Consider the following 17,914-nt stretch of genomic DNA (forward strand, 5'->3'; position numbering starts at 1 on the left):
TCATGGTCAATAAAGGATTCCCTAAATTTGGCATGTCACAAGCTGGAGCATTTGTTGCAGCCCTTAAAAATTACAATTTGCCAGATTTTATTCTAGTCTTAGTAGCAAAAGAGTGTAAATCAGAACTACTTGAAAGAGGTCGAATTGATGACAGATTACAAAGTATGAATGATGATGCTTTAGAATTACTACACAAAGTATTTGTTGGCTGTGAAGAAGACGCTGCAGGAAAATATGCCCAATACCGATTCTATGCATATGTATCAAGCATGTACCACAAGTGTGAGGTTATAGTTAACGATACAATTCCTGGTGCATCAGGTAAAAATCATAAGGTTCCGGTTGCAGTTAAAAATAATGGAATGTACATAGCAGTTGCATTCAATAAAGCAACTGGAAATCCAGTAAATAAAAAAGAAACAGCCAGATTTTATGACATGGTTGACGATATCAAAAAAGGAGATCATGGAACAATGTTGACTGATGGAATTTACGGTTCTTCTGTAGGTTTTAGAGGGGATGCATTGGTAGAACTTGAAACACTTAGTAAATCAAGAAACGATGATCCTGAAAATAAATTAGATTTCAAAACTGCAAATTTTGAAAATAATATTTATTCAGTTACAAAATGTTAATTGTGTAAATTTTAATTATAAATTAAATTGTGTTGTGTCCATTGTTAGAAACATTGGCTTACCATCAGTTTTTTTAAAATCTTCACCATACTGTTCAAATTCTAATTGTTCAAAAAGATGTTTAGTCCAAACATCATGGACTTCTTGAATGAATTTTTTATGTCCTGTTACTCTCAATAATTCATGAAGTAATTCATGGGATACAGTAGTACAATTTTTTTCTGCAAGAAATAAAGTATCATTAGGTTCTTTTGGAGATTGCCAAAACACCATTCCAAAATTTTCAGCATGATATCCTTCACAAGTACAATCAGTCCACCATGGTCTGAAATGAGTTAGATAGAAATGAAAGATGTCTTTTCCTCTTTGTTCATGATCACGTACTAATGTATGAGTATCAAGACGTTGAAGAATGCTTCTAGATGTTGTGATCATCTCATCACATTGAATTTCATAATCTCTGTCAAATTTTTCTTTTATCCAAACCTGATAAAATTTGCTCATTTTCTTAATGTATTCAAATTCAAATTGTCGTTTTTCACGATCTTCTTCAGGCACTACAAAAATAAAATGTAGAATCATAATAAGAAAAAAGGGTGTTTATGTTTGGCCTTCAATACCCATCAAGGTAAGAGTTGAACGAATCTTTTCAATTTTTCGGATTTTCCAAGTAATTGTTTCTCTAAGTTTTTCAACAGTATCAGATTCGATCTTGGCCAAAATATCGTATGCACCAAAAGTTCCATGAACTTCCTTAACACCTTCTAAGCCCTTTAGTTGCTGAATAATAGCTTCTTCTGAACCTAGTTCACAGTTTATTAAAACATAAGCTGTTGCCATACAGAAATTAAATAAATCGACTATATCAATAAACCGATCATGGTCAGGTTTGAGATATCTTTAGGATTGCATCCCAGATTGGCTTTGGTACCGGCATTACAGACAATCTTGAAATTCTAATCAGTTCCCAATCTTTGAATTTTTTCTCTTTTTTCATTTCATCAAGAGTTACTGGTCGTTTTAGAGATCTTTTGTATTTTACATCTACTACAATAAAACGCTCAACATCTTCTTTCGGATTTGAATATGGTTTTGAAGTAACTTGCATTATTCCTACAGCTTGCCTTTCATCACCTGTATGATAAAATAAAACAAGATCACCTGGTTTCATTTCCCTCATATGTTTTAGTGCAAGATTATTGTGTACTCCATCCCATACTGTAGTTTTTTCTTTTTTCAGTTGTTCAAAATTATATCCTCTGGGGCCACTCGGTTCTTGTTTTGCTAACCAATAATTTACCATTTTATTTTCTGTATTATTTTCATGGTTTAATGGTTTTGAAAATAGAAATGTTCCCCGGTTCTGACTCGCACAAAATCATTGGTCATAGCCATACGCCTCCTCGCGTTCTAAAACCGGGGTTGCCCATAATGTAGCACACCTGGGTGAATTAGAAATCACTGGTATCATTACGATCGACTCATCCTAATCCGTCTGCATGCCTGCTCTTGGGCGATTAATTATAGAATCACTCCTACTAAAAACCATTGAAGGAATAATTTGTCAAAAAGGGTTTCTAAAATAATTAATTTTGATTTTTAAGAATAGATTCAGATAGAGATATTTCAAATCCTACTACAGGAACCCGAATTTTGTAATTTTCAACAATCTTTGAATTAATTTTTCCAATGGTTCCAATTGGTACATTATTTAGAGTAATTGATGCACAATGACCTTCTTCAAAAGTAGGATTTGCAGCAGTTTTTGTTTCAATTTGAATCCCAAATCCAATTTTTAATGCAGATTGGATTATTGATTTTATTTCAGTGAAATTTGCATCCTTATGAGCACTAATTCCAGAAAAATTAATTTTTTCAGATATAGGACTATCAAGAGTAAAAACAGTTCCAGTTTCAAACATTTTTTGTGGATAAGATTCATGAATATTTCTTGAAAGATTTTCTAGTAAACCAGGAAGGATAGAATCTCGTAAAATTGTGTGCTCTTGACTTTTTGAATCCAATACAGAAATTATTTTTGATGAATCTCTATTTGTCATATCATATAATACTCGTTTACTAGTCAAACTTGAATTCAAAGCTTCAAGAAAACCAAGTCCAATCATTGTTTGATCAAGAGATTTCAATTGTAATGATATAGGATTAGTTTTTCCTACGGTTTGTGAAGGAGACAATGTGGGTTCAAGATTTTGAATACCATATCCTAACGCAACTTCTTCAACCAAATCCATGGGTCCAAAAATATCGAATCTATATGGCGGGATTGTACAAATAATGTTTGATCCTTTAGAAGATGCATCTAATCTGGATTTCTTCAATGATGAAATTATTTTAGCAGTATTAAGATTCAAACCGAGAATTTGATTAATTAATGAAGAACTAACAGAGATTTTCTTTTGTTCTAGTTTTGGTGTTGAATTTTTTGCACCAGAAATTTTCACCGATTCCAAACTAAATCCAGCAGTTTGCAAAATTGTCGCTACAACAGCTAGCATATCTTCAGCATCTTCTTTATTTATTCCAGTTACCTCAACAAAGAGATTTTTCGTTTTGGTGGTTACTGTTGTGACTGCAGCGTTAATTATTGGTGGAAATGATACAGGGTTTTGATTTTCATCAAAAATAATAGGCACTTGAGAAGATTGTCCAAGTAAAGAACCATAATCTTTCCCAACATCGGTATTTTCAAGTATTCCAGAAATAGAAATTTCTTGTTCAGAAGCTAATGGAATGAATTTATGATTTCTATTTGTAGTAGTGTAGACCAAAGGAAATGAAATTTTATCTAAATCATGTATTCCAATCGAGGATTTTTTCCTCTTTCGTCCTATTCCAAAATGAAGATCTTCTTGCATTGTCATCAATTGTTTAATTGTTTTATCATCAATTTTGCCATTTTTTGCAACAATACCAGTTACAAATGGTCTAATCTTTGAAACATCAGATTTTACAGAAATTGGATATTTGTTAGATTTTTTGACATTAAGTTTTACCATACCAGTTTTGATTCCAAGTAAACCTTGCAAGCCAAGTGCTATTCCAAAATCGGTAGAATAGTCAGGTCTGTTTGGGCTGTATTCAATTCTAACCAGATCTTTATTTTCAGATTCTATATCCAATCCAAGAAAAGGTAAAGAATCAGAAATTTGTTTTTTAGATACTTTGCCTACCAATTTTTGAAGACGTGTATATGATAGTTCAACTACTGGCATTTTGTAGCACTCCTCAACCAACCTAAATTGTTGTTGTAAAATTCTCTAACATCATCTAGATCATATTTTAACATGGCAATTCTTTCAATGCCACCACCCCAAGCTAAAACAGGTTTGGTTATTCCAAGAGGTTTTGTGACTTCGGGTCTAAAAATACCCATTCCAAATAATTCAATCCATTTTCCTAATTTTTCATTATATACCATTGTCTGCAATGAGGGTTCAGTGTAAGGGAAAAATGTCGGCCAAAATTTTATTTTAGTTATTCCAATTCGTTTGTAAAACTCTCTCTGAATCCCCATTAGATTTCTTAAAGATGCATCTTTCCCTACTACGACTCCCTCAATTTGATTAAATTCAACAAGATGTTTGTAGCTGACCTTCTCATTACGAAAAACACGACCCAATGAGAAAATTCGTGCCTCATCTGGTTTATTTTCAGCTAAATGTTTGATTGTAACGCAAGTCGTGTGAGTTCTCAAAACCATCTTTCTTGCTTCATTGATATCCCATTGATATCGCCAATTTTTCTTATGAGATTCAGAAACTTTCCTAATTTGATCAGGTGTTCCAATTTTTTTAGCATTTATTTTATCTAGATAAAATGTATCTTGCAATTCTCTTGCAGGATGATCCTGTGGTGTGAATAGCGCATCAAAGTTCCAAAAGCTTGATTGAGTCATGTTTCCAAAAATTTCCGAAAAACCTAACGTAACAAATATTTCACGAATTTCGTTTATGGTATCTTTTAGAGGGTGAGTTCTTGCAACAAATACTTCTGGAACTTTAGCTTCAACATCAATTTCTCCAGCAGTATCTGAAAGTTCTATAGACTTGGCAGAATCAGATAAAGAAACTTCTTTGGACTTTATAATATCTTCAATAATAAAATCAGGTCTTTTTAAAAGTCCAGATAAATCGTTTGGATCAAGTTTATCTTTAGATAATTTTTCATTTCCAATAAGTTTGAGAGTTTTTTCACCAGGAAGTTCAGACGGGAAATTTTTAATAGAAATTTGATCAGATGATGCTTCAATCCAATTATTTTTTCGAGCTAATCCTATAGAAGGCCCAAAAACAAACCCCAGTTCTTTTTGTAAATCAGATAATTTTTTTGGTCCAGATTTTAGTAAATCCAGTAATCTTCTTTCAGGCAATCCTTTTTGAAAAGATTCAATCCCGTTTTTGCCTAGACTAATAACACTTGATTGTGATTCAGTAACAATAGCAAGATCTTTTAATTTTAACCACTCAATTCCACGTCTAATTTGATCCGGTGAAAGATGTGTAGATTTTTCTAATGATTCAGGAGTTTGTTTCGGATTATCTCTCAAAGAGGCAATAATTTTTTTTTCAATCTCATGAAAAACTTGCGACAACAGCAAAGAATTTGAAAAAGACTTTTTAAACCTTAACCTAAGTCAAGATGAATGTCAGCTGATGACTTTATTGTAACTCCTTGGCATGTTGAAGGCGATATCGACTATGACAAATTAATCAAGCAATTTGGGACTGAAAAGATTTCCTCAGAATTACTTGATAAAATTAAGAGAATTACAGGCGAGGATTATTTCATGCTAAGAAGAGGCATTTTCTTTTCTCATAGAGAAATGAATAGGATTGTAGATGAATATGAGAAAGGTAAAAAATTCTTTCTATATACAGGAAGAGGCCCATCAGGACACACCCATATTGGTCATTTAGTACCATGGGTGTTTGCAAAATGGTTACAAGAGAAATTTGATGTTAACATGTATTTTCAGCTTACCGATGATGAGAAATTTTATTCAAAATCGGATCTTACTTTAGAAGATACAAAAAAATTTGCATATGAAAATGCATTAGACTTTATTGCATTAGGATTCAAACCAGAAAAAACAAAAATTATCATCAATACAAGAAATATTCAATCATTATATCCAATTGCAGCTCAAGTAGCAAAGAAAATAAATTTCTCAAACACTAAAGCAACGTTTGGATTTACAAATGATACAAACATAGGAATGATTTTTTATACATCGTTACAATCAGCTCCTTGTTTTATTGAAGATAAACCAGTTCTTATCCCATTAGGAGTTGATCAGGATCCTCACTTTAGATTAACCAGAGACATTGCGCCAAAGATTGGGAAACAAAAACCTGCATTAATTCATAACATTATGATCCCTAGTTTGGAAGGACCAGGAGGAAAAATGTCAGCATCAGCTGAAAATGGAACGATATACACAACAGATTCTCCAGATGTAGTTAAAAAGAAAATTAACAAGCATGCATTTTCAGGTGGACAACCAGATATTGAACAACATAGAAAACTAGGAGGCAATCCAGACATTGATGTTTCATATCAATATCTTAGAATATTTTTTGAGCCAGATGATAACAAATTAAAAACAATTTATGAAGATTACAAATCTGGAAAATTACTTTCTGGAGAATTAAAAGCAATTTTGATTGAAAAGATTAATGCGTTTCTAAAGATTCATCAAGAAAACAGAGAAAAAGCTAAAAATCAGATTGACCAATTTCTATTTGAGAATAAATGAAAATCAGTATTGCATGTGATGATAAATATGAGGCTAAAAAATTAGCTAGTTTCATTTTCATCAAAGAGGGCAAAGAGACTTACATTACAGGAATACTAAATGTGATCAAAAATGAAATGGTAATTTCGTTAAAAGATAAATCTGCACATAGCATATTACTCAAGGATGAAGAAAATGTGGAAAATTTTGCAGATTTTATTCAATCAGTTATAGATAAAGAAAACATGTTAACGTCAACTGAAATAATTGAAAATGTTGTGGAAATAGTCAAAGAGTAATTTATAGACCAAATGCAGCATATAATGCCACAATTCCAACAACGACAATTAGAGAAATTCCTAATGCCTTGAAATCACTATTCATGTATTGATTCTAAAATAATTATAATTAAAGTGTTAATAAATTCTCAAAGATGATTCTGTTAGTTATCTAGGAAAATATTTACTCTTTTTTGATTTTGGTCTAGATCCTTCTCGAGTTTTCTTTGGGACAGGTTCTCTAATTTGATTACAATTTAGACAAAATACTCTTAATTCTTCTCTAGCAAGATCAGGTGCTGAAATATATTTTCCCCAAGAGGCCACATCACCTCCACGCCCTGAATTATCAGAAGTGACATTTTCAGAAATAGGGCTTATTCCTAAAGCTCTCTCATCCTTAAAGCCACAATTAGAACAAATTTTTCCACCCAAAATTTCATATAATTTTTCCTTGATAGTCTCAAAAAATTTGTCTGAACCACCTGAAAAAAAGCTCTCTTGTTTTCTCAAAAATTTATCACTTCGTGGCTTACTAGGTCTAGCATTATTCCTAGATTCCCTTCTTGATGAACGCCTGAATTTCTAAAAGAACGATATGGTTTGTTTTCTCGTCTGGAATTTCTTCCATCAGTTTTTCCGTCTGAATACTTTGATTTGTGTAGTTCCATGGATAGAGAATTTGGGATCGATTGGTTATAGATACCTAGAGCTTTGATTTGTGCCTAGAAGAAAAAAATTGTATTAAACTAGAGATTTATCCATTTCAGAAGACATTATTTCTTGTACTTTAAGAAAATAGAGTTTTGTTGAATAAGGCATATCGTCCAAATTATTGTCAACGACAATCATGAAATATCTAACAGCACGTTTTGAGATATCTAAGTTAAACTTCATAGTCAAGACCGGATCTTGATGAACCTTGATTTTGTCCTGAAGCCATGGAGGAGCCATTTCGATTGTTTCTTTGATGATTTTGTCATACCAATATGAAAGATTTTGAGGGTGCAGACCCTGTTTTAGATTCGCTACGTCAGTATCAATTTTTTTCATCATATGGTTGATGATTGCCATGAGCATCAATTCAGGAATTTTGTTTTATTCGAACTACTCAAAGTTCGATAAGCTACTTGTCAATTGATAGCAAGTTTCCATCAGCATCAATTTCTGAATTTTTGATTCTAGTCGTTGATATTCTAGTTCCATCTTTTGCCAGATACATTGGAACTATGACAATTTGAACTAAAGGAAGGTTCTTTTCTTTTCTTAATTCATTGAGTTTGTTGCCTTGATTGCTTGTCTCATCACTTACAATTAGAGCTTCAACTTCTTTTTCTAATACGGCAGGCCCAAAATCATTTTCTAATTTACTGATTTCAAAAGAGGCATTTGGAAATTCTCTAGAGATTACAGTTGTTAAATTTTCAAGACGTTGCTCATATTTGTTTGTGGTAATTTTTCCTCTTTTTGCAGCAAGCTCATCACTTGTAAGGCCTATGATTACTTTGTTTGAAATATCAAATGCATTTGATAATAATTTTAGATGACCTTTATGAATAAGATCAAAAGTTCCACCCATTGCAGTAAGAGAGTATTTCGACATGTAAATTGATAATTTTCTTTGAAAATAAATCTACTAGTAGGTTTTGAGTCTAAATCAGAGATTATTTTTATAATTTCATGAATCCTTCTTTTATTAAGAATTGAATTCCTTGTACAAATGAACTGTCATCTATATCACCAGCAGCCCACCATCCTGCATTGTTCTTAATCCAATCTGGGATTTTGTTATTTTGAGATGATCCTTGTTCAGTTATTGGAATTTTCATAAAGTTTTCTTTGATTAAAAATTGAATTCCTTGTACAAATGAACTGTCATCTATATCACCAGCAGCCCACCATCCTGCATTGTTCTTAATCCAATCTGGGATTTTGTTATTTTGAGATGATGTATTATCATTTGAATTCACTACAAACGAAATAATTGCAATTGTTGTTTTTGTATTTCCATATTGAGCCTTGACTGTAAATTTACCTTCACTAAATTTTTCATTCAGAGGAATCTCATGAGTGAATGTTCCATCAACATCTACAGGTGTTTTTTGAGTTACAGCTAGATTACTTCCACTAAAAATTGAAATTCGCAAACTTCTTTCTGCATCATACTTGTTGACATTACCTGAAAATATTACAGAATCCCCAAGTGAGTATGATTCATGATCAGATTTTATTTCCACAGTGTAGTTGTTGGCACTGGTTTGTTCAGGAGGTCCGCCATATCCTAAAACGTCAGGGCCAGAAGAAAATACAAAAAATAGAGAAATCACAGAAATAATGAAAAAATACTTTGTTATCATAATCAACATAGCACATTTGTTTCTGCATTTAAAGGGTGAGTAGATGAGAAATTAATGAAGTATTTCTAACTCACAACTACCAGAACAAATGGGCCTTGATCTGCAATTGGAACATTGTTTCTATCCCAGACAAAAGTTTCAATAAAGAACAATCCAGTTTTTTCTGGAATCCAATCAATTGTTTGAGTTTCTAGTCCGGTTCCAATAAAGCGTCCATCAAATTTCCCAACATATTCAACATAAGGTAATTTGCCAGATTCTTTTACCTGAACGTAGTAAGTATATGCTGTCTCATCAGATTGTTGATCTGCTGCAAATTGAATCCAAGTTTCACTCTTGATATTAACTGGCGAGCCAACGCTTAGTTCAGATAATTTGTTTCCGTTAGAATCTTCCAAGAATACATTAGAAATAGTTACCAGTTTATCAGGTATTTGTGATGGGGGAATTTTGATATCAACAAGATCAGAACTGAAAATATTTGATTCTGCAAATAAGAAAAATCCCACAGCTCTTGAATCAATAACTTCATTAAATTCAAAGGAAATCTCAGCGTTTGGATCTACATCACCAAGTTCTATTGTATATACTCCAAGAAATCGAGGGGGTTCAAATCCGTCATAAAATGCAAGATAGACATTTGTGTCAGAATTTGGAGCGCCTCCATTTTCAAGTATACCTGAAAATCTAAATGAATAATCTGAAAAGACACTAGTTGAATAAACGGTTAATCCTTTCTGTTTTGCTTCTGAAGAATCAAATCCCAAAAGAGAAACAGATGCCTGAGTTATGTTAGGATTTGGGGTTTGAGAGCGTATAGAATATGTAGACTTTCCATTAGGAGCAATTACTTCAAGTGTAGTATATCCCTGTACTACTTCTAAAGGAGCAGAGTCATAATCATCATAGAAGTTTACTTGAATTTTGACATTAGTCACAGGGGTTAGCGGATTTTTGTTTTCAGCGAGTCCAACGACAACCGTATATCCTTCTGCATCTTGATATACAAATTGAGATTCATTCTTCAGAGACACAGTTAGGGTAGAGGGAGTATCAGTAACTTCCGCAGAAAATGCTTGTGAAAAAGGAACCAAAAGCAAAATCAAAAATGTGCACAAAATCACCTTCATCATGATTTTCTTTAAGAAATGAGATTAATTTCAGGTAACATAACAAATAGTGAACAAGAAAGGTAACAACGTTAAACCTAGTTTACACTGATGGATAGTTAGAATAAAAATAAATTAAAAATAGATTTTAATTTTATTTTCTCTTTGCGGTAATTGCTAACCAGTAAATTAATCCTGGAGTTAAACCAACAATGAGTGGTATGAATACCGGCCATGCGTCTGCTGCACTTGTCATAAGTAAAAACGAAAACTTATCCTATTTAAATCCATCCAGTAGTCTGAATTCCTTTACAGATCGGAGAGACTGAAAAGTGGACCGGACGGAATTTGAATCCGTGACCCCCCGCGTGCAAGGCGGGTATACTACCAGGCTATACTACCGGCCCACACGAAGAATGAATAAAGTGTGGATTTTAATTGTTGTCTTCTTGGCAAGGATTTTATTTGAAAACATGATTGTTTGAACATGGTACTTTTAGAATCACAAATCAAGCTAAAAACTGGAGATATTGCACCAGATTTTGAATTGATGGGAATTGATGATAAAAAACATTCATTGAGTGATTATAACAATTACAAGGGAATTTTAATAATTTTCATGTGTAATCATTGTCCATATGTTAAAGCAAAAGTAGATGCATTAAACGAGTTATATGAAAAATGCGGCAAAGACATTGCAATGATAGGAATTAACAGCAATGATTCTACGGATTATCCAGAAGATAGTTTTGATGCCATGAAACAAACAGCAAAAGAGAAAGGATTTGAATTTGATTATTTAGTAGATGAAACACAAGAGGTTGCAAGGAAATATGGTGCAATGTGTACTCCAGATCCTTTCTTATTCAATGCACAAAAAGAGTTAGTTTTTCATGGAAAAATAGACAATGCTATGAAACCAGATGATGAGGCAACCGAGAAAACAATGATTGCCAACATAGAGAAATTATTATCTGGAAAAAAAATTGAAAAAGATTTTGACCCCTCAATTGGGTGTTCAATCAAGTGGAAAGAAAATTAAACTTAAATGAGTCTAGCCTAGAGATTTGTTCGTGGGCTCGTAGCTCAGCTTGGCTGGAGCGTTCGACTGATAATCGAAAGGTCATGTGTTCGAATCACATCGGGCCCATTTTTCATCATTTTAGATTTTCAGACACAGTTTGAGACCATTGTAAAATATCCTCAATTTTTTCAGAAATTAAATCGGCACGAATTTTAGATTTTTTGGATACTTTTCCACAAAGTGCTAATTTCATATTTTTTCCAGATTTTTCAACAATTGGATTTATGGAATCTGCAAAAAAGTTTAGGCCTTCATCAGTTTGAGAAAATACTACCACTATCAAGATTCCAGGTTTTTGTTTCCAAACTTTTCCTATCAACTTTTGAAAATCAAGATCAAACAACACATTGATTGAAGATGACATGTCCCCCAAATGAGAAACTCGCCAACCATCAGAATGATAAACTGTTGAAGATGCCTCAGAAGCCAATCTACTTTGTGTATCAGCTGCCATTACAATGACATTCTTTTTTGGATCAGACACTATCTGAATCTGGTTGAAAATTTGAAGTGATTTTGATATAGTGTTCATTAGTAGATTTTGTTCTGAAGTTCCAATCTTACCATCATCGTATAATTTTTTCACATGCTCAATTGATGGAAAAATTACTTCTAGTACCAGGCGATTTACAGTTCCTCCAGAATTCAAGCAATTACGAATTAATGAATATACTTGGTCTTCATTTCCCTTTACCAAGTATTCAATATACTGTGGGGATATTTTGAAATAATCATCAGGGAAGTTGAAAGACTCTTGTCCAGGTTCTAAAAACCACAAAGTTACATTTCCGATATTTTTTTGTCGGAGCAACCCTTCTGCTGCAAAAACTTTGAGATACTTTGACATTGTAATTCTGCTCACACCAATTTTTTCTGAAATTTCAACTCCAGACATACCAGAGACATTATCATCTAAAATTGAAATTAGTTTCTGCCTAATTTCTTCAGTTGAATATCCTTTTCCCATAGTGCTCTTGGACCATAGTATTCTATAAAGACTAATTTTGACTAATATGAGAAGGCATAATTTTTGAATAAAACATTATATAGTTGGGTACTGTATAGTACGGTAAGGAAAAGTAAATTGCCAAAAGCTGGATTCAAATCAATCACTGTTTCGGAAACTGTTTATGATAAATTCCACGAAGTTTATCAGAAGAGTAAAGACGACCTAACAATGAAGGGCGTCAACAGTTTTGCCGGTTATGTAACTTACATGTTAGAGGAGATGATGCAAAAGGACAAGACCTTTGCAAGATACGCTCCAAAGATTGAAAAAATTTCAATAGATGATGATCGTGTTGTACTAAAAGATAATATCAAAAATAGAATTGCAGAAGTTGCAATTCAAAAAGGCGAACTATTTTGCCAGCTCTGTGACGAAAAGGATTGTGTACATGTTGGTTTTGTATTCTCATTACCAGATGTTTACGAAGTTCTAAATTCTAGAGGAATTAAAAATCCAAGATAAAGTGGAGGAGGTGGGATTTGAACCCACGAACTCCTGAGAGACAGGATCACCCATTATTTGATCTTAAGTCCTGCATGTCCAAAAGCACAAAGTGCTTACTTTGGCCAGGCTTGATTACTCCTCCAAAAGGATAAAAATCTGAGTGAAATTTAACAGTTTAGAGTAAATTCGCCCAGAATGAAGAATTATAAGGATTTTCTACAGGGGGAATTTGTGCTTCGGTAGCTCAGTCTGGTAGAGCGTTACATTGGTAATGTAAAGGTCACGGGTTCAGATCCCGTTCGAAGCTCTGTATTCTTTACTTCATCATTATGAAATTTTGTAATGTCATTATTGAATTTCATCATTTTACGAAATTTGTATTTAAGCTATTGTGAGACTAGGAAAAAGTTAGTTCCAGATCAAATTATTTTATCTAAAGCACAGTTAATGATTTTTGCAATAGCAATCATTGAAGCAAGTTTATCGACAAATTGCAACTGCCCCAAAACCATTCGTAAAATGGGCAGGTGGAAAACGTCAACTAATTCCCATTCTAAATGAAAATCTCCCAAAATCCTTTGGAACCTATTATGAGCCATTTCTAGGAGGAGGTGCATTACTGTTCCATATGCTTACTGAGAGAAATGCTCAAAAATGCAGTATCTCTGATTTGAATTCTGATCTTGTTTTGACATACATTACAATTAGAGACAGAATTGATGAGTTAATTTCATCACTGAAAAATCACGAAAAAAACTATCAAAAAGATTCAAAGACATACTATTACTCAGTTAGGGAATCCAATCCAAGAAGTGAAATTGAAAAAACATCAAGATTGCTGTTTTTGAATAGAACTTGCTTTAATGGATTGTACAGAGTAAACAGCAAAGGAAAATTCAATGTCCCTCTAGGCAGGTACACAAATCCTAATATCGTAAATGAAGATAATTTACGCTCAGTTAGTGCTATTTTACACTCTAGCAAAGTTGCAATAAAATGCAGGGATTTTGAATCAGTTCTCCGAGATGCTAAAAAAGGAGATCTAGTTTACTTTGATCCCCCATACCAACCAGTTAGCGATACTGCCAACTTTACGAGTTATACAAATAAGAGTTTCACATATGATGATCTTCATAGATTATCCAAGCTTTGTTTGAAATTAGATTCTAAAGGATGCAAAGTTTTATTGTCAAATTCTGATTCAAAAGAAGTTGCAAAGATTTTCTCAGACAAACCTTGGAAAATAAATAAAATTCAAGCTAATCGCTCAATTAATTCAAATTCTAAAAAACGAACTGGGCACTTTGAATTACTGATTAAAAATTATTAGAGAAATTCAAAAACATTTTCTTAACTTTTCATTTTTCTAAATTACCAAATTTATCAAAAAAGTATCTATTATGACACCTAATTTCCCTATTTTTGTTCCTAACCATGCGTAAATTTTTTTTGTAAAAAATGAAAATTTAGATCCCAAAGTATAGAGAATACTCTAGGAGAAGATAATAAAATGAAAAGGAAAAGGTTGGAGTTTTAGTCCCACTTTGACCAGGCGGCCATCCATCGGTATGTCCAAGTATTCAATTTACAACCTAATGCTGCAAATGTACATGCCAATACTGCACCTGCACCTGCACCGAGTGCAACTGGGCTGTTATAGAATTTGCCTACTTGCGGTTCGATTGGTGTCATATATGGTGGCAATGTTGGTCTTGGATATTTGAATGCCGTCTCTAGTGGGTCTGCTACTGTTATCAGGTTTACCATGTTGAACAATGGTAAAGACATTCCTACTAGTACGCCGCCAAACAGTATCAAGGAGTGCTTGTTCTTCTTTGTAGCCCAGTAAACTAAGTCCAACAGCATTGCTGATGGTAACCAAACTGGAGTTACAATGAAGTCATATGGGTATCCTAGCGAAAACCATGCGGCTTTTGCTACCCATGTGTATACTGTCATAATTAGAGCGTAGTACGTTGCTGTGCCTGGAACGCCTGTAAATGTTAGGTAATATGTTGCACCTACAATAAGCATCAACGTTTGCGATATTGAGAATACCGTGTACGAAGTCCAAGCCCAGTCAGTGTAGAAGATGTAGTCTCCTGCATTAATTGTTAACAGTGTTGAGTTAACTGCAACTACTACTATGAATAAGTAGTGTGTACATCGTCTTAACCAGACCATATGAAGGTGAAGAAAGGGTCAGTATATAAAATTTTAGAGTATGATGAAGATCGTCATCCAAATAACAAAAACATGTACAGAATCATTGTTCTAAACTAAAATGAAAAAGAAAATTGCTGAAGGGGTTTTTCCTTCTAGTTACCATCCAACGTATAGTGATACGAATAGGCAAAATGCAGTTGCGCCGGCAATACTACCGCCAACTATGCCATTACTATTTTTGTTGGAACCTTCTTCCATGACTTTAACACAGAAGATGTAACCTATTGATATAATGATTGTAAGTACGATGAATGCAAAGTGACCACTTGCTGTTGGATATGCCCATGGATAATAGAAGTATCCAGCTGCAGTACCACCAAAAGTTGCCAATATTGCTGCCCAGAATGAAACTGTGATCATACCAGTCATGTTTTCAACGCGTTTTCCAATCATTCGTTCTATATCAGCACTTGATGAACCACCAGTGCCGCCAGAACCGAATCCCTTTGGAAGAGTCATTATGAAATAATTCTAATACAGAATCCTTTTAAATCTTTCTTAAATGCGCTGACTTGGTACGATCTACGTCGTTTTAAAAATAATAAAAGAAAAAAATGTGCTAATGCACTTTTTCTAAGGAATTGCTCTGCTGTACAATTTGCCTTCTAAGGCCATCTTGTACATCTCTGCAACGTATGGATTCTCTCCTGGAGTTTCTGCACCAAGTTCTACGAGTCGAGCATATACTCTAACTACGTATGCTAATGCACCCATGAAAGCCACTACGACTCCCATGTTAAACATCCAGTGATTTGGAACTGCAAAGATTTCTTCTACAAACCAGAAATGCCACATCTCATTGACACCAATTGTAAACATGGTTGCAAGGTAACCAAGAATGGTCATCTTCAATCCAGTATTCATTGAATTATTTGGGCCTCTAAGAACTGGGATTTTTCTATCATAGATTGCTGCTGCTCCCCATCCAAGTGGTAATGTAATGAAGTGGGAGTATAGCCACCAGTGAGCTGGTGTAAATGCACTATCTCTGATAGAGGTTTGATGTAAAGAACCATCAACGAAGTTATCAACTTCGACTGATGCTGCAGTAGAACCCATAGCAATAACGATGAGCCAGACTTTCTTTAGTCTCTGGATCTCAACTTCTTTTGGGATTAATGCGGGCATCTGTGCCATGGATAACATCATGTCAATTCGGAATATAAAGTAAGAGTTTCAAATAGGAGTTATTCTATGCAATTTATTATAATAAATTAAAAATAATATCAAAATATTACACATAATTATATTTAAAACAATGCAAATTTGAAGATTTTTTTATGGATTTTAATGTTATACATCAATGATTAACATACTAAAGGATCGATCCTCGTTACTAAGGTAAAACATATAACGACGTGTTTTATCTTCTCACTTTAGGGATAACTATGGTCGAAAAAAGAATTTTCGTATTTGGACTTGCTGTAGTACTTGCACTAGGAACCTTAGGTTTCAACTGGGTTGAATCCGTACTTCCAACTGCAGATGCACACGGTGTCCAAGCACAACTCCAGAGTCGTTTCATCAGAATTGAGGATGAAACCTTCAACAGACAATCCCTGCAAACTGGCGAAACCTTGACACTTCAAGGAACATTAGTCAGTTTAGTAGAAAGAGACCTTAGAGGATGGCTATCCATTTTCACAGAGTCTACCAACGCAGGTAACAGATGGGAGATGTTGGCAAGAGATCCACCAGGAAACGTCTTTGACATTCCAGGTAACTCAGTTGTCGATTACTCACTATCAGCCAAAGCACTTGAAGCAGGTGTATACCACGTACACACCCAACTCAACATTGCAAAAGTTGGTCCAGGACTCGGTCCAGGTCAAACAGTAGTAGTTGAAGGAGATCCAATACTCAAAGATATTCCATACACTAACATCGCATATCAATCAATTATGATCGGTGTCGGTTATGTCATTACCTTTGCAACACGACCCTGGCAAGTAATCTAAACAACCCAACCTTTTCCTTTTCATTTTCTAGATACTCTTTACGTCTAACGTAAACCAAGTTTTATCTTCTAGAAAACAGTAGAGAAAATATGTTAAGTTTCAAGATAACGAAATTAGATATTTTTCAAAGTTATTTTTTTGGAGAAACAGAATTTCGTTCTGACAAATACAAAGTAAACATACAAAATCAAAGAAGAGGAAAAGTTCTGAAATTACCTTTTGAGATAAAACCTAAAAATGAAAAAATTGTTGTCAGAGTATTAGGGACTGGGGATTTGTTTGTTGAAGACTATCTTCCATACAAGGGAGAATCAGAATGGCTTGAAATTGATTCTGATGAGATCACATACTTTCTAGCAGATCATCAAGATCAATGCGATACAATTGAAATCATGTACGAATAAAGGAAAGGACTTTAAGGAATCTGGTCAAAGGCATCACGATGAAATATCCTGGAATGGGGGATCCATACAAGAGAAATAAAACTCTCAAATTTCTAGCAATTACGGCTGTAATAGCAATAGCAGTTGGAGCTACCAGTTCTATCCTCCAAGGTCAGTTTAGTCAAAACGATCCTCTCAAAGTCTGTATTAACGATAGAGAGACGCCTTACAAAATGAAGGTCACTTTGGAGTTAATTATTGATGGTCTTCCAACACCAATTCCTGCTAATATTAACGCAGGATTGAATGATGATTGTAAAAGAACAATGTATACCCTAACCGATGATGGAACTATCTATGTAGAATGGGAAGAAGAATACCCATGGCAAATTGGTCACTTTTTGTGGATGTGGGATTTTCCTCTAAGAGATATGGATCAGGATAAATCAACAATCTATGTTAACGATAAAGAATCTACTCAGTTCATCAATACTCCATTACAAGATGGATACCACTACAAGGGAGTATTCACTACAAAGGACTATGATTCATCCAAAGACAAAGATTTCCTTCCAGAATTAGAAAATTAACAGTTGTGGACTTTGGAAAAAACAAATTTCTAAATTCAATATAGTTTTCACTAAAAGATGTTAAAAATAATGAAAAGATGAAAGTT

23 protein-coding genes, 4 tRNA genes and 1 pseudogene are annotated in these 17,914 nt (G+C 33.8%); 11 read left to right on the plus strand and 17 right to left on the minus strand.

Going from position 1 to position 17,914, the window contains the following annotated elements:
- The first annotated feature begins 2 nt into the window (after positions 1 to 2).
- Positions 3 to 635, plus strand: coding sequence for a hypothetical protein (locus tag NSED_RS08200; protein WP_014965796.1), 633 nt, complete (start codon positions 3 to 5; stop codon positions 633 to 635).
- A 15-nt stretch (positions 636 to 650) separates the two neighbouring features.
- Here the strand turns inward: NSED_RS08200 and NSED_RS08205 are convergent, their stop codons facing one another.
- The 5 genes from NSED_RS08205 to pheS form a co-directional block, all read right to left on the minus strand.
- A complete protein-coding gene (locus NSED_RS08205) occupies positions 651 to 1,217 on the minus strand; it encodes a hypothetical protein (RefSeq protein ID WP_014965797.1) in 567 nt (188 codons plus the stop codon).
- Between the two features lie 18 nt (positions 1,218 to 1,235).
- On the minus strand, positions 1,236 to 1,475 hold the full coding sequence (locus NSED_RS08210; protein ID WP_014963852.1) for an Lrp/AsnC ligand binding domain-containing protein: 240 nt from the start codon (positions 1,473 to 1,475) through the stop codon (positions 1,236 to 1,238).
- 43 nt (positions 1,476 to 1,518) lie between these two features.
- Entirely contained in the window at positions 1,519 to 1,938 is a 420-nt protein-coding gene (locus NSED_RS08215) for an EVE domain-containing protein (protein ID WP_014965798.1), read from the minus strand.
- 283 nt (positions 1,939 to 2,221) lie between these two features.
- Complete coding sequence (gene pheT, locus NSED_RS08220; RefSeq protein WP_014965799.1) at positions 2,222 to 3,868, minus strand: phenylalanine--tRNA ligase subunit beta; 1,647 nt, start codon at positions 3,866 to 3,868, stop codon at positions 2,222 to 2,224.
- On the minus strand, positions 3,859 to 5,247 hold the full coding sequence (gene pheS, locus NSED_RS08225) for a phenylalanine--tRNA ligase subunit alpha (protein WP_014965800.1): 1,389 nt from the start codon (positions 5,245 to 5,247) through the stop codon (positions 3,859 to 3,861). The genes pheT and pheS overlap by 10 nt, the downstream gene beginning before the upstream one ends.
- Positions 5,248 to 5,298: 51 nt before the next feature.
- Here pheS and NSED_RS08230 point away from each other — a divergent pair, with 51 nt between their 5' ends.
- Positions 5,299 to 6,411, plus strand: a complete 1,113-nt coding sequence (locus NSED_RS08230) for a tryptophan--tRNA ligase (RefSeq protein ID WP_014965801.1) — start codon at positions 5,299 to 5,301, stop codon at positions 6,409 to 6,411.
- Positions 6,408 to 6,689, plus strand: coding sequence for a hypothetical protein (locus tag NSED_RS08235; protein ID WP_014965802.1), 282 nt, complete (start codon positions 6,408 to 6,410; stop codon positions 6,687 to 6,689). The genes NSED_RS08230 and NSED_RS08235 overlap by 4 nt, the downstream gene beginning before the upstream one ends.
- Before the next feature lie 147 nt (positions 6,690 to 6,836).
- On the opposite strand, the gene NSED_RS08240 is transcribed toward NSED_RS08235, so the two are convergent.
- The 7 genes and pseudogenes from NSED_RS08240 to NSED_RS08265 form a co-directional block, all read right to left on the minus strand.
- The gene (locus NSED_RS08240) at positions 6,837 to 7,181 is read right to left on the minus strand and encodes a hypothetical protein (protein WP_014965803.1); all 345 of its coding nucleotides are present in this window, start codon (positions 7,179 to 7,181) and stop codon (positions 6,837 to 6,839) included.
- Positions 7,178 to 7,339 carry a hypothetical protein gene (locus NSED_RS10360; protein ID WP_157861921.1) on the minus strand — a complete coding sequence of 54 codons (162 nt, stop codon included), beginning with the start codon at positions 7,337 to 7,339 and terminating at the stop codon, positions 7,178 to 7,180. The genes NSED_RS08240 and NSED_RS10360 overlap by 4 nt, the downstream gene beginning before the upstream one ends.
- Before the next feature lie 73 nt (positions 7,340 to 7,412).
- Positions 7,413 to 7,742 carry a hypothetical protein gene (locus tag NSED_RS08245; protein WP_014965804.1) on the minus strand — a complete coding sequence of 110 codons (330 nt, stop codon included), beginning with the start codon at positions 7,740 to 7,742 and terminating at the stop codon, positions 7,413 to 7,415.
- A gap of 52 nt (positions 7,743 to 7,794) precedes the next feature.
- A complete protein-coding gene (locus NSED_RS08250; RefSeq protein ID WP_014965805.1) occupies positions 7,795 to 8,271 on the minus strand; it encodes a phosphopantetheine adenylyltransferase in 477 nt (158 codons plus the stop codon).
- Positions 8,272 to 8,338: 67 nt separating this feature from the next.
- Positions 8,339 to 8,605, minus strand: a pseudogene (locus NSED_RS10810) (hypothetical protein); the annotation flags it as partial.
- Positions 8,606 to 9,090: 485 nt separating this feature from the next.
- On the minus strand, positions 9,091 to 10,131 hold the full coding sequence (locus NSED_RS08260) for a hypothetical protein (RefSeq protein ID WP_237737687.1): 1,041 nt from the start codon (positions 10,129 to 10,131) through the stop codon (positions 9,091 to 9,093).
- A 336-nt stretch (positions 10,132 to 10,467) separates the two neighbouring features.
- Positions 10,468 to 10,541 (minus strand) — tRNA-Ala (locus tag NSED_RS08265).
- A gap of 80 nt (positions 10,542 to 10,621) precedes the next feature.
- Here NSED_RS08265 and NSED_RS08270 point away from each other — a divergent pair.
- On the plus strand, positions 10,622 to 11,176 hold the full coding sequence (locus NSED_RS08270) for a thioredoxin family protein (RefSeq protein WP_014965808.1): 555 nt from the start codon (positions 10,622 to 10,624) through the stop codon (positions 11,174 to 11,176).
- Positions 11,177 to 11,209: 33 nt separating this feature from the next.
- Positions 11,210 to 11,284 (plus strand) — tRNA-Ile (locus NSED_RS08275).
- A 7-nt stretch (positions 11,285 to 11,291) separates the two neighbouring features.
- Here NSED_RS08275 and NSED_RS08280 read toward each other — a convergent pair.
- Positions 11,292 to 12,185: a winged helix-turn-helix domain-containing protein gene (locus NSED_RS08280; RefSeq protein WP_014965809.1), complete on the minus strand. Its 894-nt coding sequence runs from the start codon at positions 12,183 to 12,185 to the stop codon at positions 11,292 to 11,294.
- A gap of 117 nt (positions 12,186 to 12,302) precedes the next feature.
- On the opposite strand from NSED_RS08280, the gene NSED_RS08285 reads away from it, so the two are divergent.
- A complete protein-coding gene (locus tag NSED_RS08285) occupies positions 12,303 to 12,689 on the plus strand; it encodes a hypothetical protein (protein WP_014965810.1) in 387 nt (128 codons plus the stop codon).
- Between the two features lie 2 nt (positions 12,690 to 12,691).
- Here the strand turns inward: NSED_RS08285 and NSED_RS08290 are convergent.
- Positions 12,692 to 12,813: transfer RNA gene (locus tag NSED_RS08290), tRNA-Leu, on the minus strand.
- Between the two features lie 91 nt (positions 12,814 to 12,904).
- On the opposite strand from NSED_RS08290, the gene NSED_RS08295 reads away from it, so the two are divergent.
- Positions 12,905 to 12,978 (plus strand) — tRNA-Thr (locus NSED_RS08295).
- Between the two features lie 162 nt (positions 12,979 to 13,140).
- Positions 13,141 to 14,001, plus strand: a complete 861-nt coding sequence (locus tag NSED_RS08300; RefSeq protein ID WP_014965811.1) for a DNA adenine methylase — start codon at positions 13,141 to 13,143, stop codon at positions 13,999 to 14,001.
- A gap of 203 nt (positions 14,002 to 14,204) precedes the next feature.
- Here NSED_RS08300 and NSED_RS08305 read toward each other — a convergent pair whose 3' ends face one another.
- The 3 genes from NSED_RS08305 to NSED_RS08315 all read right to left on the minus strand — a co-directional run bounded on the left by NSED_RS08305 (position 14,205) and on the right by NSED_RS08315 (position 16,034).
- The gene (locus NSED_RS08305; protein WP_048103518.1) at positions 14,205 to 14,855 is read right to left on the minus strand and encodes an ammonia monooxygenase family protein; all 651 of its coding nucleotides are present in this window, start codon (positions 14,853 to 14,855) and stop codon (positions 14,205 to 14,207) included.
- Positions 14,856 to 14,993: 138 nt separating this feature from the next.
- Positions 14,994 to 15,356 carry a hypothetical protein gene (locus NSED_RS08310; protein WP_014965813.1) on the minus strand — a complete coding sequence of 121 codons (363 nt, stop codon included), beginning with the start codon at positions 15,354 to 15,356 and terminating at the stop codon, positions 14,994 to 14,996.
- A 114-nt stretch (positions 15,357 to 15,470) separates the two neighbouring features.
- The gene (locus NSED_RS08315) at positions 15,471 to 16,034 is read right to left on the minus strand and encodes a methane monooxygenase/ammonia monooxygenase subunit C (RefSeq protein ID WP_014965814.1); all 564 of its coding nucleotides are present in this window, start codon (positions 16,032 to 16,034) and stop codon (positions 15,471 to 15,473) included.
- A 251-nt stretch (positions 16,035 to 16,285) separates the two neighbouring features.
- On the opposite strand from NSED_RS08315, the gene NSED_RS08320 reads away from it, so the two are divergent.
- From NSED_RS08320 to NSED_RS08330, 3 genes are all read left to right on the plus strand, one after another.
- Positions 16,286 to 16,855: a methane monooxygenase/ammonia monooxygenase subunit B gene (locus NSED_RS08320; RefSeq protein WP_014965815.1), complete on the plus strand. Its 570-nt coding sequence runs from the start codon at positions 16,286 to 16,288 to the stop codon at positions 16,853 to 16,855.
- A gap of 89 nt (positions 16,856 to 16,944) precedes the next feature.
- Positions 16,945 to 17,259, plus strand: coding sequence for a hypothetical protein (locus NSED_RS08325; RefSeq protein ID WP_014965816.1), 315 nt, complete (start codon positions 16,945 to 16,947; stop codon positions 17,257 to 17,259).
- 38 nt (positions 17,260 to 17,297) lie between these two features.
- Positions 17,298 to 17,828 carry a hypothetical protein gene (locus NSED_RS08330; protein WP_014965817.1) on the plus strand — a complete coding sequence of 177 codons (531 nt, stop codon included), beginning with the start codon at positions 17,298 to 17,300 and terminating at the stop codon, positions 17,826 to 17,828.
- Positions 17,829 to 17,914 lie beyond the last annotated feature (86 nt).

The sequence above is a fragment of the Candidatus Nitrosopumilus sediminis genome (assembly GCF_000299395.1).
Taxonomy (GTDB): Archaea; Thermoproteota; Nitrososphaeria; order Nitrososphaerales; family Nitrosopumilaceae; genus Nitrosopumilus; species Nitrosopumilus sediminis.

Bases quoted from the DNA above. Each gene is read 5' to 3' on its own strand.
- NSED_RS08200 (WP_014965796.1), top strand. From the start codon at position 3: ATGGTCAATAAAGGATTCCCTAAATTTGGCATGTCACAAGCTGGAGCA.
- NSED_RS08205 (WP_014965797.1), bottom strand. From the start codon at position 1,217: ATGATTCTACATTTTATTTTTGTAGTGCCTGAAGAAGATCGTGAAAAA.
- NSED_RS08210 (WP_014963852.1), bottom strand. From the start codon at position 1,475: ATGGCAACAGCTTATGTTTTAATAAACTGTGAACTAGGTTCAGAAGAA.
- NSED_RS08215 (WP_014965798.1), bottom strand. From the start codon at position 1,938: ATGGTAAATTATTGGTTAGCAAAACAAGAACCGAGTGGCCCCAGAGGA.
- pheT (WP_014965799.1), bottom strand. From the start codon at position 3,868: ATGCCAGTAGTTGAACTATCATATACACGTCTTCAAAAATTGGTAGGC.
- NSED_RS08230 (WP_014965801.1), top strand. From the start codon at position 5,299: ATGTCAGCTGATGACTTTATTGTAACTCCTTGGCATGTTGAAGGCGAT.
- NSED_RS08235 (WP_014965802.1), top strand. From the start codon at position 6,408: ATGAAAATCAGTATTGCATGTGATGATAAATATGAGGCTAAAAAATTA.
- NSED_RS10360 (WP_157861921.1), bottom strand. From the start codon at position 7,339: ATGGAACTACACAAATCAAAGTATTCAGACGGAAAAACTGATGGAAGA.
- NSED_RS08245 (WP_014965804.1), bottom strand. From the start codon at position 7,742: ATGGCAATCATCAACCATATGATGAAAAAAATTGATACTGACGTAGCG.
- NSED_RS08250 (WP_014965805.1), bottom strand. From the start codon at position 8,271: ATGTCGAAATACTCTCTTACTGCAATGGGTGGAACTTTTGATCTTATT.
- NSED_RS08270 (WP_014965808.1), top strand. From the start codon at position 10,622: ATGGTACTTTTAGAATCACAAATCAAGCTAAAAACTGGAGATATTGCA.
- NSED_RS08280 (WP_014965809.1), bottom strand. From the start codon at position 12,185: ATGGGAAAAGGATATTCAACTGAAGAAATTAGGCAGAAACTAATTTCA.
- NSED_RS08305 (WP_048103518.1), bottom strand. From the start codon at position 14,855: ATGGTCTGGTTAAGACGATGTACACACTACTTATTCATAGTAGTAGTT.
- NSED_RS08310 (WP_014965813.1), bottom strand. From the start codon at position 15,356: ATGACTCTTCCAAAGGGATTCGGTTCTGGCGGCACTGGTGGTTCATCA.
- NSED_RS08315 (WP_014965814.1), bottom strand. From the start codon at position 16,034: ATGGCACAGATGCCCGCATTAATCCCAAAAGAAGTTGAGATCCAGAGA.
- NSED_RS08320 (WP_014965815.1), top strand. From the start codon at position 16,286: ATGGTCGAAAAAAGAATTTTCGTATTTGGACTTGCTGTAGTACTTGCA.
- NSED_RS08325 (WP_014965816.1), top strand. From the start codon at position 16,945: ATGTTAAGTTTCAAGATAACGAAATTAGATATTTTTCAAAGTTATTTT.
- NSED_RS08330 (WP_014965817.1), top strand. From the start codon at position 17,298: ATGAAATATCCTGGAATGGGGGATCCATACAAGAGAAATAAAACTCTC.